Annotated in this window: 9 protein-coding genes; 2 read left to right on the top strand and 7 right to left on the bottom strand. The window is 41.0% G+C overall.

Translation table 11 applies throughout. The features are described from left to right. Positions 1-69 precede the first annotated feature (69 nt). From M23134_RS00590 to M23134_RS00580, 3 genes are all read right to left on the bottom strand, one after another. Positions 70-525, bottom strand: coding sequence for a tetratricopeptide repeat protein (locus M23134_RS00590; RefSeq protein ID WP_002692767.1), 456 nt, complete (start codon positions 523-525; stop codon positions 70-72). Positions 526-570: 45 nt separating this feature from the next. Beyond that, positions 571-2,541: a PrsW family glutamic-type intramembrane protease gene (locus tag M23134_RS00585; RefSeq protein WP_002692765.1), complete on the bottom strand. Its 1,971-nt coding sequence runs from the start codon at positions 2,539-2,541 to the stop codon at positions 571-573. A 152-nt stretch (positions 2,542-2,693) separates the two neighbouring features. After that, positions 2,694-3,926, bottom strand: coding sequence for a nucleoside recognition domain-containing protein (locus M23134_RS00580; RefSeq protein WP_002692763.1), 1,233 nt, complete (start codon positions 3,924-3,926; stop codon positions 2,694-2,696). Positions 3,927-4,274: 348 nt separating this feature from the next. On the opposite strand from M23134_RS00580, the gene M23134_RS00575 reads away from it, so the two are divergent. Then, positions 4,275-5,135: a DUF2911 domain-containing protein gene (locus M23134_RS00575; protein ID WP_002692761.1), complete on the top strand. Its 861-nt coding sequence runs from the start codon at positions 4,275-4,277 to the stop codon at positions 5,133-5,135. A 25-nt stretch (positions 5,136-5,160) separates the two neighbouring features. Here M23134_RS00575 and M23134_RS00570 read toward each other — a convergent pair whose 3' ends face one another. The 4 genes from M23134_RS00570 to M23134_RS00555 form a co-directional block, all read right to left on the bottom strand. Beyond that, entirely contained in the window at positions 5,161-6,354 is a 1,194-nt protein-coding gene (locus tag M23134_RS00570) for an alpha/beta hydrolase family protein (RefSeq protein WP_045112738.1), read from the bottom strand. Positions 6,355-6,389: 35 nt separating this feature from the next. Continuing rightward, the gene (locus M23134_RS00565) at positions 6,390-6,818 is read right to left on the bottom strand and encodes a GNAT family N-acetyltransferase (RefSeq protein ID WP_002692758.1); all 429 of its coding nucleotides are present in this window, start codon (positions 6,816-6,818) and stop codon (positions 6,390-6,392) included. A 599-nt stretch (positions 6,819-7,417) separates the two neighbouring features. After that, positions 7,418-9,151 (bottom strand): SulP family inorganic anion transporter, encoded by a 1,734-nt coding sequence (locus M23134_RS00560; RefSeq protein WP_002692756.1) that lies wholly within the window; start codon positions 9,149-9,151, stop codon positions 7,418-7,420. Between the two features lie 279 nt (positions 9,152-9,430). Continuing rightward, positions 9,431-11,146 (bottom strand): DEAD/DEAH box helicase, encoded by a 1,716-nt coding sequence (locus tag M23134_RS00555; RefSeq protein ID WP_002692754.1) that lies wholly within the window; start codon positions 11,144-11,146, stop codon positions 9,431-9,433. Positions 11,147-11,559: 413 nt separating this feature from the next. Between M23134_RS00555 and M23134_RS00550 the strand changes: the two genes are divergently transcribed. Next, entirely contained in the window at positions 11,560-12,321 is a 762-nt protein-coding gene (locus M23134_RS00550) for an adenosylcobinamide-GDP ribazoletransferase (RefSeq protein WP_002692752.1), read from the top strand. Positions 12,322-12,387 lie beyond the last annotated feature (66 nt).

The raw sequence follows: 12,387 nt of genomic DNA, 5'->3' as shown, positions 1-12,387 counted from the left end.
AGTAAAAAACGACGACACCAATAATACTGATGTCGTCGTTTTTGTATTTTTTTATGCTGTACACAAAGTTTATAGCTTTGTTTTAGATGCTTTTAGGTAATAACCCAGGCTATCTGCCTGTCCCCCTTGTTGGGTAGCTTTTTGTAAGTCAGCTACTGCTTTTTTATACTCTTTCATTTTGTAATAACACTTGCCCCGCAGATAAAACATAGCCGCATTGGGTTGGTTGGCATAATCAATGGCCTTGGTCATACAATAGGCGGCTTGCGGATAATTTTGGTGTTGCTCTATTTCTATTTGTCCCCAAATAAAATAAGCATCTGGGTTCTTTTTCTTGTAATAAATCGCTCTCCCCACTCCCAACATTGCCTGATAATAACTTTGCTTGGCAAGCTGCGTTTTGGCATACTTTATCTCTTTTCTAGAGGCTTTATTGTAGTAATAGTTATAGACTACGGCAAATGTAACTCCTATCATCGCCAATAGACCTACAGTCCAGACAAAGGCTTTTGTTTTCTTATTCATAAATCACTTATATTTTAATTAGTATACACGACTTTGTAGAATGCATTATTCTACCAAACAGGCAGAAGCAGCTATCCAAAAGTTGAGCTTATCTTTACGTAAAATTGTATTATTAAGATTTTCAGATTCAAGTAAATCCATCAAAAAAAGCCTTACACCCATATTTTCATTGTATTTAGGACGTTCATTTTTGTACTTTACAAATAGCACCAATGTTTCTACAGTATGACTGGTGATAGTTACAGGAGCAGGCAGATCAAGTCTGAAATAAGTAGTTTCATCATCAAACACCAAGCGTGTGCCTATAGTCAATGGTTGGGGAAAGAACTCCTCCACTTCAGGGCTTTGCCGACTGCTCAACTGTATTTTTTTACCTATGAGGTAATTGTAGTTAGGCTTCTTAAAAAAACTGGTTTTATACAAGGGTTGCCAATGGCCACGCACCAAGTCGAAGTTTGCCAGACTGGTAGACAAAAATCCCATAAAAAACAACGCAAAAACTAAAGTGTCGTTGAGCTCGGTATTGGCTACCTCTGCGCCTTTGAGTAGAGCCGTAGATACGTAGTCAAACAACAATATAATAGTGAGTGACACTACCAAAAATCGCTTAAGATGGTCAGAATTAAATACTTTTTGATCATCGAAAACAGGAGATATATTCAAGGCATTGTTCATAAAGCTCATCCACAATGCCATAGACAACACCATAAAACCAAAAGTAAACAAGAAGAAAAAACGGGCAATTGGATTGATCAACCAAAAGTCGAAAAAGCCATGGGCACAGGCAGCAAGCCCCCAATACAGCAAGCCCTGCAACCACATAGGACGTTTGGATAACCGATAACGGGCAAGCACTAGCCCATAGGCAATAACAGAGCTGTCGAACAAATGAGACACTACCGAAAAAAATGCCCGATGGTGAATAATATTTGCGGTATCTTTTGCCAAATAAAGCAGGTTTTCGGTGGCAGCAAACCCTAAAGCTGCCACCGATGCCAGCAAAATATAGTCGATGGGCTCCTTGATGGACTTAGGGAAAAGCCAAAGAATAATGATGACAGGCAAAAACTTGACACTTTCTTCTATCAATCCAATGGCAGCTATGCAATACAAAAAGTCATTGAACACACCACCCGTAGGATAAAACCCTAACTTGAGGTGGTAATAGTCGTACAAGGGGAAAGCCAAAAACGTAGACAAAACCGCTCCCACAAAACACCCCAGCCACAAGGTGTAGGCAGGCTTGGCAAAGCACTTGATACGCATCAGGTAAACAAGCCAAACCATTGTAATCAACCAACTGGCAATAATGGCTATAGTATTGGTTTTGAGCCTTAAACGTACTTGTACATAACTCAACACTTTGCCTTGACTAAAGTACATATAGGCAAGTATATCGGGGTCGGTTTGCGCCAAATACGCTTTGTTTTTGGGCAGATGAAGCAATTGATCCAACTCTTTCCATTTTTGTTGCCTGGAAAGCGCCTTAATCAGGTTTTGATGGGCTTTGTCTACGGCTCCTCTCAGTTTGATTTCTTGTTTAAACAATTTTTCGGCAACCCACACTGCACCTACCTCAAGGTAGTACTCGCCACGAGCGTTACTGATATACCTTCTTGACTTATTTTTTATTTTGTCAAATGCCTCTCCCGATTCCTGCCATTGCTTCTTGTGAAAATAAATAATGCCCAAACCCAAGTGACCAATGTCGCGCAGGTCATCATTTTTATAGTTGGCATACCTCCTGTAATACAGCTCGATGGCTTTGTCGTTGCGGTAAATATTGGCTGTAGGAGTAGCTTGGTAGGCAGGTTTGCCAAAATGATAAGTAAGCAACTGGTAGTGGTACTCTAAGGAGGTAGTATCGTTGGTAGTTTGGCTGGCAATTTTCTTTTCAAACTGAGGGTTAATAATTTTTTTGGGTTTTTGTTGCGCAAAAAAAGGCACAGTCAGCCATTGGTTTACTCCAACAATAAGGGCAATGACTACAACAATATAAATCAGGGCGAATTTCATAAAATGGTGTGGGTTCAATAAGTTTGGTTGCGTCAACTAATGCTTTGGCAGGCAATGACCTTTTCCCTTTTTAATCTTTCCCGCCAAATCTCCCCATACCTTTTTTATATTGCTGAGCGTGGTAATCACATTTACTCCCATTAGGAGGCTTGTTAATGATAAAAAATATAGGTTACATAAATGGCTGTGATCACCCCAATAAGATCTGCCAGCAAACCACAAGTAGCCGCATAGCGGGTTTTTTTGATATTGACTGCCCCAAAGTAAATGGCTAAAATGTAGAGTGTAGTGTCGGTCGTTCCTTGAAAAATGGAGACCAAACGCCCCTGAAACGAATCTACCCCATAGTGGTTCATTGTTTCGAGCATCATACCAGTAGCCCCACTGCCACTGAGTGGCTTCATAAATGCCGTAGGCATGGCGGGGATAAAATCAGGGTTCACCCCAAAGTAAATCACTATTTTTTTGAGAGTAGAGGTAATAATTTCCAACGCACCCGATTCTTTAAAAACCCCAATGGCTATCATAATGCCCACCAGGTAAGGTATAATCTTGATGGCTACATCAAACCCTTCTTTGGCACCTTCGATAAAGGACTCGTAGATATTGACTCGCCTATAGAGGGCAAGTAGTATAAAAAATACAATGATGCTAAACAGGATTAGATTACTGACCACCTTAGATATGTCACTGATTTTTTCTTTGGGCAACCCTGACAAGTAATAAATAGCTATTCCCAATGAACCCAGGATCACGGCAAGGTAGCCCAGCAATACTGGGTCAAACAAGTTGATACGCTGATAGAGCGATACTAGTATCATTCCGGCAATGCCAGTAACTGCCGCCGAAATAAGTATAGGAATAAAAATGTCTGAAGGGTTGGCCGCTTGTAAACGGGCTCGGTAAATCATTACCGTCAGGGGAATAAAGGTAAGCCCGGTGGTATTGAGCACCGCAAACATAATTTGGGCATTAGATGCTTCTTCTTTTTTGGGGTTGAGTTTTTGCATTTCCTGCATTGCCTTGATACCCAAAGGAGTTCCAGCATTGTCGAGTCCCAGTAGGTTGGCCGACAGTTTCATAAAAATAGGGGTGATTGCTGGGTGATTGGTAGGAATTTCGGGGAATAAACGACGAAAGAAAGGGCCAAAAACAAAGGTCAGCATTTTTACAATGCCTGCCTTTTCGCCTATTTTCATGATGCCCAACCACATAGCCATGGCTCCGGTAAGGTGCAGGGCAAGCTCAAAGGCAAGGGATGATTGATCAAAAGTAGACTTGATAAGGCGATCAAATATTTCTATATCCCCTTCAAATATCAGCTTATAAAGCGCAATGATAAACGCAATCAGGAAAAAGGCTACCCAAATGTAATTTAATACCATTGCAAGTATTGATTTTGTTTGGCTTTTTTGTTTTTACCACAAAAAAGGCGATAAATGAATAAATGTCTACTTACTGTTCGTTCAATGTTGTTTGATTGAATGAATATGTCTCATTCATTTTCCTGTGTGCCAGGGTTCAAAGCATAAATATATTAATTATATCTTCTTATCAAAAATACCCACCCGATTTAAGTACTTATTTTTCAGAGAGTAGTACTTTCCCTTAATACCAAATATTATGCTGATGCTATTGATCAACAATGAAATTTTATAACTATTTACCTCTTCAATTCATTTGATTGTTATAAATTTAAAAATATAAACTATTTAATTAAAAATTATACAAATATGCACAAACAATACAAAAACTTTGGACTGGCTTGCCTCTTGGTAATGCTTACCGGCTGGTGGGCACAAGCCCAAATACGCGTACCTGTACCTAGCCCTACAGTTACCCTGTTGCAAGAAATAGGGCTTACCAAAATTGAGTTGCGTTATTCACGCCCTGGAATGAAGGGAAGGAAAATATTTGGTCACCTGGTGCCTTATGGCAAAGTATGGCGCACGGGTGCCAACCAAAACACCCGACTTACATTTTATGAGCCAGTGACTATAGGTGGTAAAAAAATTCCTAAGGGACAATACGCTTTACATACCATTCCGGGTAAAATCGAATGGACAATTATTATTAACAAAAAACAAGGGTACGGCAATAGGTATGATCCCACCCAGGATGTGCATCGGTTTAAGGTAAAACCACAACGCACCAAGTTGGTGTACGAAACTTGTACTATAGATTTTAGCAATTTTGATAAGAACAGCGCCGATTTGCGTATTTTTTGGGAAAACACAATGGTGGCATTCAGAATTGAGACGGAGGTGGACCCAAAGGTAATGAAGCAGATAAAAAAGGTAATGGACAACCCAGCGCGTACACTTGCTCAAGCTTACTATACTTCAGCGCGTTACTACTTCGAAACAGGCAGAGATTTAAACAAAGCACTTGAGTGGGCTACCCAAGCGGCCAAATTGCGCCCCGACGCTTATTGGATGCTGCACTATCAAGCAAAAATTGAAGGAAGGCTTAAAAAATATACACAGGCTATAGCCACGGCAAAGTTGAGCATTGCTGCTGCCAAAGTGCGTAAGAACCCCGATTTTGTTCGTATGAACGAAGCGTTAATCACGAAGTGGAAAAAGCTTAAGTAGGGTGCTGTCATACCCTACTTGAATGTTATTGATTGAACTGTGCCAAATAATTGAATAAACCCAAAGTATAAGTAGCTATTGACGTAAAATGATTGCCACCTTCTATAGGTATCAGTTCTACTTGAGTAGCTCCATTGGCACGCATAGCATCATACGCATTTTGTGAATTAAAAAAAGGCACAAAATCATCGGCGGTACCGTGAAACATTCTAATAGGTGCTTTGGGCGTCCAATTGTATATGTCGTTGTCTTTAGTAGCGTTCAAAAATGCAGCATCAGTCTCATCACGTACCCCATCCAAAAAACTTTGCTTGAATAATAACTGAGGGTTTTGTTCTACCTCTATTTGTATGCCAATGGCAGGGGTGGCATTTGCCAACTGACTGGCGTAAGGTTCATTGATGTATGCATCAAACGAACGGTTGAGCTTATACACATCGTTGTAAGTATCGAGCACCCAAAGGTAAGCATTGATAAAGGATAATTTTTCGTTTTTAGAGACTACATATTTAGCAAAAGCTGTTTTGTTGTAAGCGCCTGCCCCTGGTATGCTTGCCGTCACAGTAAACTCATCGTGGTGGCTTGTTTCCAGTAGCTTATGCAACGCCATAGAAGCATAGCCTCCCTCTGAGTAACCCGCTAAAAAGAGTTGATTGTTCAAAGCAACATTATTGCGGGCGCAAAACTCCCGGCTTGCCCGCAACATATCGCGCGAAGCCGATGCCAGCGAAGCAGCGTGTTCGTAAGGGTGGGCAAGGTTTTTAGAAGCTCCATAGCCAATATAATCGGGCATAGATACTACATAACCCGCTGCCGAAAATAACGTACCTGATGTATAAGACTCGCTATTGGGCTGATAGTTTGACGGGGCTTCTTCATCGGCAGTAATGGTGCCATGCTGATAACTTACCAAAGCATAAGGCTTGCTTTCTACAGGGACAATCAATGCACCAGAGGCAATAATGGCGTTGCCCGAAACATCTACCGTGTTGTAAGTAATGTTGTATACCTTGACTGTGTTGAGCGGCAATAAACCCAAAAATGGCGCAACTTCTGTATTGTTAGCATAACGCGCCTTGATTTGGGCACCTGTAAACTCACCCACCAATTCGCTTTGCACCAAATATTGGGCTTCAGGCAATACATTTTCGTCCTGCTTTTTGTTACAACTTGCCAGCACCAGGCTGAAAAATAGGCTTATATAGAATAGTTTTTTCATGTCCTTACTTATTTTTTTGGTAAACACCACAACGATTAATGATAACTTTCCTTTATTTCCATCCACATTTCTGGGTTTTCGATGGGTACAAAATCGGCGTATTGAGCATACAAAGCGTGGGCATCGTGAGTCGCCAACATCCAACGGCGTAAGCCTTGCAAATCGGGGTGCTGGCGTATGCTTTGCACCAACCACTTGGCAAGCCCATGCCCCCGGTATGCCTCCAGCACAAACACATCGGCCAGGTAAGCAAACGTGGCATAATCGCTCATAATGCGCGCAAACCCCACCTGCTGGTTTTCTTTGTATATCCCAAAACACAATGAATGTTTGATAGATTTTTCTACAGTTGCTTTGGGAATATTGGTTGCCCAATAAGAAGACGCCAGAAAACTGTGGATGCCCCCTACTTGCAACTTTGCTTTATCTGTAGAAAGCAGAAAACCGTTTTTTGTAATGTTCATTTTCTTAATAGTCTGTAGCACCTACAGGGGCAAGCTTTAAGCGACAAGTCGCAAGTCCTTAGATACCAATGAATATCGGTGCTACACCCTGTTTAACTCCGTTGAGCTCATCACAGCAAGCTGCTCCGATAAATCGTATTGGCGTCAACCTAAGGTTGCTTAGGAAACCTTAGAAATACTGCTTACACTGATTTGTTAGGTAACTTTTGAATATTTAAAATACTTTGTTTAAAGCACCTCAAGGGCTTGAACGGCTGGCGCACGCGTCCCCGCCTGTGTTCCTAAAAGATCAAGTACTTCTAAAAGGAAAGGCATTGCTTATCAAGTATTTAAAGCCCTCAACTGAAAAATTAAGTTGACGCCAATGCGATAAATCGGGATTTAGAAATAGATTCGGTTCATAGGCAACTAACAAATTTATAGTATGCTTATTTTCAGCAGGTTATGAATTTGTTAGTTAACAGTCCTGACCAAGCTTGGTGGTTGGTCTTTAGTTGTACTCTGCTCTATAAACTATTACCCATCCGCTTTTTGACAGAACTTTTACTTGTTTAAACAATCAAAAGGGCAGCAATGTTCTGGCAACGAAAAAACAGTGGTTAAAAAGTACCATTTATCTGTTGGGCATATTGGTTAGAACGTGTTACCCACGGGCTTTTCTTTTGGTCAAAAGCATCTACTGCCGACTGCACATCCAAAAAGAATTTATCTTTGCCCATGAGAGCAGTCAAACCACTTTGAGCAAAGTAGTCCCTGACTGGTCCTTTGATGTTACTAAAGTTGAACCCTATCCCTTGGGCTTCCAACTCAGCAAACAATTCCTGAAGCATTTGGGCAGCACTAGAGTCTACGCTGTCTATACTTTCGGCGTTGACTATGACTAACTCAAGCACTCCCAGATTTGGGGTTACCTGTTGGCGCATAGTATCACGGAAGTGGTTGGTATTGGCAAAATAAAGGCTGGCATCATAGCGTAAAATCAATACATCTTTGCGTACTACCAAGTCATCGTAGCGCGCCACATTTCGATATTCGTGTGTTCCCTTAAAAGCTCCCAAAATGGCTACATGTGGGCGGGTAGTACGGTAAACCATTGCCAACAACGACAACACTACACCAGCAAATATCCCTTCACGAATGCCTACAGTAAGCGTAGTAATAAAAGTAACAGTAAACATCAAAAACTCATCTTTTTTGGTGTGCCATAATACCCTAGGGTAACCAAAGTCAATAAGACCAAATACTGCTACCATAATCATAGAGGCAAGTACTGCTTGAGGCAAATAATAAAACAAAGGTGTAAGAAAAAGCAAGGTAAGCGCCACCAACGCTGCACTTACCAAGGCGGCTACTCCAGTTTTAGCTCCTCCCTGGTCGTTTACTGCAGTACGAGAAAAGCCCCCTGTACCAGGATAAGATTTAAAAAAGGCACCTATCAAATTTGCTGCTCCCAAAGCAATCAACTCTTGATTGGGGTCTATTTCATAGTCTTTATGTTTGGCTTGAACTGCCTTGGCTACCGAAATGGCTTCCATAAAAGCAATAAGCGCCAAGGTGAGTGCCATTGGAAAAAGTTGGCTTATAACGTCTAAATCAAACAAGGGCAAGGCAGGCACTGGCAAACCTCCTGGTACATCTTGTATAATTTTTACCCCTACCAGGTCAAGCCTGAATATATACACTACCAAAATACTCAAAACGACGACTACCAAAGCCGCAGGAACGTTTTTTTTATATTTTTTTACCCACCTGATTACCACAATGCCCCCTAAACCAATGGCAAAAGTAGTCCAGTGAATATCTGAGACCTTCAGTACTGCCTGAGACAAAATTTCATGTACTTGATTGCTCCGGGGCAGGGTTACTCCCATCAAGTGCTTAAGCTGGTTGAGCCCAATGATAAAAGCCGCCGCTGAGGTAAACCCACTGATGACTGGGCGCGATAAAAAATTTACCAAAAAACCCAATCGCAACACGCCAAACAATAGCTGTAAGGCTCCCATCATAAAAGCCAACAAAACAGCCAGTGCTATGTATTGGTCAGAACCAGTTGCGGCAATGAGCGAAACGCCCGAAGCCACCAGCAACGAATCCATAGCCACCGGACCTACAGAAAGTTGACGAGAAGTACCCAAAAAGGCGTAAATAATTTGAGGCACCAAAGCTGCATACAAACCATACACAGGGGGCAAACCTGCAATATAGGCATACGCCATTCCTTGCGGAATAAGCATAATGCCTACAGTAAGCCCAGCAGACACATCACCCTTAATATAGGTCTTTTTGTATTGAGGCAACCAATCTAATATAGGTACTAACTGTTTGATATTCATTACTTTATTTTTTTAATTACATCTTTACTTTCGCCTCCCTTATCGGGCTTTTTATCAGCGTACAACTGACTTTTTAAATTTAAATAATTAAAGATAATACAATATATTGATATATATTCATATTTACAAATATTAATATGTTGGAACAAAAAAAGAGCCGAGTCAGATAGTGGTATATCATACTATGCTTTTGAAGACGCAGCAAGGTGGAATACCAAAAAAAACGCCTCTATGTATAAACATAAGAGGCGTTGTATTGATATATGATCTAAGACAAGCTTAGTTTCTTCTTCTTCCTTTAAATGGTCGGTTGCCACCACCGCGTCTGCGATTACCGCCACCACCACCAGATGAACCTCCCTTAGAACGTTCAATTACTACTGATGAACCATCATACTCTACTTCAGAAAAAGCACTCAATAGCTGATCTTCGTAACGCTTGTCAATTTCAAAGAAAGAAAATGACTTTTGAATGTCTATTTTTCCTACTTCTACATTTTTCAACGATGGCTGACTGTCAATGAATGACAATAGGTTTTTAGGGTTCAATTCATCTTTGCTACCCAAGTTGATAAAGAAGCGACTAAAATCAATGCGATTGCCTCCACGTTTTTTATCTTTTCGGTCGCCATTGCGTTCCTTACGGTCACCTCTATCGCGGTCGCGACGAGTCGCAGCGTTCAAATCAGGTGCGTTTTTGTAATACTCAAGGAAACGATTGAATTCATAAGACACAAAGTGTTTGATGAGTTCTTCGCGGCTTAAACTCTCCAGCTTGTCGTATACGTGTGGCAAGTAAGGCGCAATTTCTTCTTCGTTTACATTTACCTCTTTTACTTTGTCCATCAGACTAAGTAAACGGTTTTCACAAATCTCCTGACTTGTAGGAATTTGTTTGCGGTCAAACTTTTTACCGATTTTACGCTCAATGGTCTTGATTTTACCCGCTTCGCGTCCACCAATAATCAACAACGATACCCCGGTTTTGCCGGCACGTCCAGTACGCCCACTTCGGTGAATGTACACCTCAAGGTCATCAGGAAGGTTAAAGTTGATTACGTGTGTAATTTCGTCTACATCTAACCCACGGGCTGCCACATCAGTAGCCACCAATATTTGTAAATGGCGAGAGCGGAAACGTCCCATTACGTGGTCACGCTGTGCCTGCGACAAGTCGCCATGTAAAGCATCTGCGTTGTACCCATCCTGGATAAGCTTGTTGGCTATGTCCTTTGTTTCGCGGCGAGTACGACAAAACACGATCCCATAAATATGAGGGTTAATATCAGCAATACGTTTCAGGGCTTGATAACGATCGCGGGGTTGTACCACATAAAATTCGTGGCTTACGTTTTTGGCTCCGGAATTACGCTGTCCTACACTTATCTTCTTAGGTTGGTGCATGTACTGCTCTGCAATACGAATAAGCTCCTGAGGCATAGTTGCCGAAAACAACAAAGTTTGTTTTTCTTTAGGAGTAGTGGCCAATATAGCATCCAATTCTTGCTTGAATCCCATATTGAGCATTTCGTCTGCTTCGTCTAATACCAACCACTGAATTTGCTCCAGTTTAAGTTTTTTCCTTTTTATCAAATCAAGTGAACGCCCTGGAGTACCTACTACAATGTGGACTCCACGTTTCAATGCATCAATTTGTTTGTCAATGCTGGCTCCGCCATATACCGCAGTTGTGCGGATTTTCATAAACTTGGCAAAACTCTGAATGTCACGGGCAATCTGTAAACAAAGCTCACGGGTAGGGCATAGTATCAACGCCTGAATCTGTTTTGAGTCAGGGTCAATGCTCTCTAACAATGGCAATGAAAACGCAGCGGTTTTACCTGTACCTGTTTGAGCAAATGCCAATAAGTCTGTTTCTTCGGTTAATAAATAAGGAATAGCTTGTTCCTGAATAGGGGTTGGTTTTTCGAAACCTAGTTCCTGGACGGCTTGTAAAATTTCCGAGCGCAATCCAATTTCTTCAAATGTTTGCATATATTACATTAATTCACCTTTCCTCAATTTCTTTTTGAATCAAAAATGGGTTGGGTAAATGTGTTAGTAAAAATTGTCTCAATATGCTCATTCGTTGAAATGAATGCCGTAAATGATTTTGGTGATTGAATAGTCTGATAATATCCAATTTTAAAATCCCAAAAGAGTCTTTTGAGACAATCTTTGAATTATTTTAAAGTGCAAATCTACAAGGAGTTTTGTACAAATACCTAAGAAAGTAAGTCTTTTTATCAAAATTGAGAGAATAAAACGCATTATCTTTATATAGTGCTATAATTTATTTGATTATTATCAGATAAACTTGTTTGTATCCAATGTGCTTTCAGTTGTAAGACTTAATGCTAAATTTGCGGCTGTATGTTTAGGCTTATTTTGCAACTTAAAAAAATACCATGCGAACTCAATTTCATATTTTCCTGACAGCAGTGATGTACTATACCCGTATTCCGGTATACCATTGGGTAGATTATTCTGAGAAATACCTCAACCGTGCTACAGTTTATTTTCCTGTGATAGGATGGTTGGTAGGTGGTTATACTGCATTGATTTATTTTTTGTGTCAATTGGTATTCCCCGCCGAACTCTCACTTTTGCTTAGCATGGTAGCAGGTATTCTTATGACGGGGGCTTTTCACGAAGATGGCTTTGCCGATGTTTGCGATGGCTTTGGGGGCGGCTGGAACCAAGCCAAGATTCTAACGATTATGAAAGACTCCAGGGTAGGTGCTTTTGGTTCCATTGGTATGATAATGATGTTTTTGGTAAAGTTTTTTAGCCTGAAAGCACTGGTGCCTGAAATGCACGTTGTACCTGTGCTCATTATTGGCCATACTTTGAGTCGTTATACAGCCCTTACCTTTTTGTTTACCCACCGCTACGTGCGAGAAAACGAAGACAGTAAAGCCAAGCCTATTGCCAAGAACAAACCCAACCTAAAACAATTAATAGTAGCCACCTTATTTGGGCACCTGCCTATGCTTTTGTTTTACCCACTGTGGTCTGCTTTTTTGGTGTTAATCCCCCTGTTTTTACTAAAACAATACTTGGGCTGGTACTTCAAAAAATGGATTGGAGGTTACACAGGTGACTGCCTTGGGGCCACCCAACAACTGGCAGAGGTGGCGATATATATGTTTTTTATTGCCTGGCTTTAATTCAGTGATTATCCAATGTTGTTTTCTTTGCGAAGCTTTTCGCCTTTAGCTCTAAGTTTCACCTCT

Origin of the sequence: Microscilla marina ATCC 23134 (assembly GCF_000169175.1) — a bacterium.
Taxonomy (GTDB): domain Bacteria; phylum Bacteroidota; class Bacteroidia; order Cytophagales; family Microscillaceae; genus Microscilla; species Microscilla marina.
The sequence above is the reverse complement of the archived record's forward strand: the minus strand, read 5'-3'. Positions and strand labels throughout refer to the sequence as shown.

Bases quoted from the DNA above. Each gene is read 5' to 3' on its own strand.
- M23134_RS00580 (WP_002692763.1), bottom strand. From the start codon at position 3,926: ATGGTATTAAATTACATTTGGGTAGCCTTTTTCCTGATTGCGTTTATC.
- M23134_RS00570 (WP_045112738.1), bottom strand. From the start codon at position 6,354: ATGAAAAAACTATTCTATATAAGCCTATTTTTCAGCCTGGTGCTGGCA.
- M23134_RS00555 (WP_002692754.1), bottom strand. From the start codon at position 11,146: ATGCAAACATTTGAAGAAATTGGATTGCGCTCGGAAATTTTACAAGCC.
- M23134_RS00565 (WP_002692758.1), bottom strand. From the start codon at position 6,818: ATGAACATTACAAAAAACGGTTTTCTGCTTTCTACAGATAAAGCAAAG.
- M23134_RS00575 (WP_002692761.1), top strand. From the start codon at position 4,275: ATGCACAAACAATACAAAAACTTTGGACTGGCTTGCCTCTTGGTAATG.
- M23134_RS00560 (WP_002692756.1), bottom strand. From the start codon at position 9,151: ATGAATATCAAACAGTTAGTACCTATATTAGATTGGTTGCCTCAATAC.
- M23134_RS00590 (WP_002692767.1), bottom strand. From the start codon at position 525: ATGAATAAGAAAACAAAAGCCTTTGTCTGGACTGTAGGTCTATTGGCG.
- M23134_RS00550 (WP_002692752.1), top strand. From the start codon at position 11,560: ATGCGAACTCAATTTCATATTTTCCTGACAGCAGTGATGTACTATACC.
- M23134_RS00585 (WP_002692765.1), bottom strand. From the start codon at position 2,541: ATGAAATTCGCCCTGATTTATATTGTTGTAGTCATTGCCCTTATTGTT.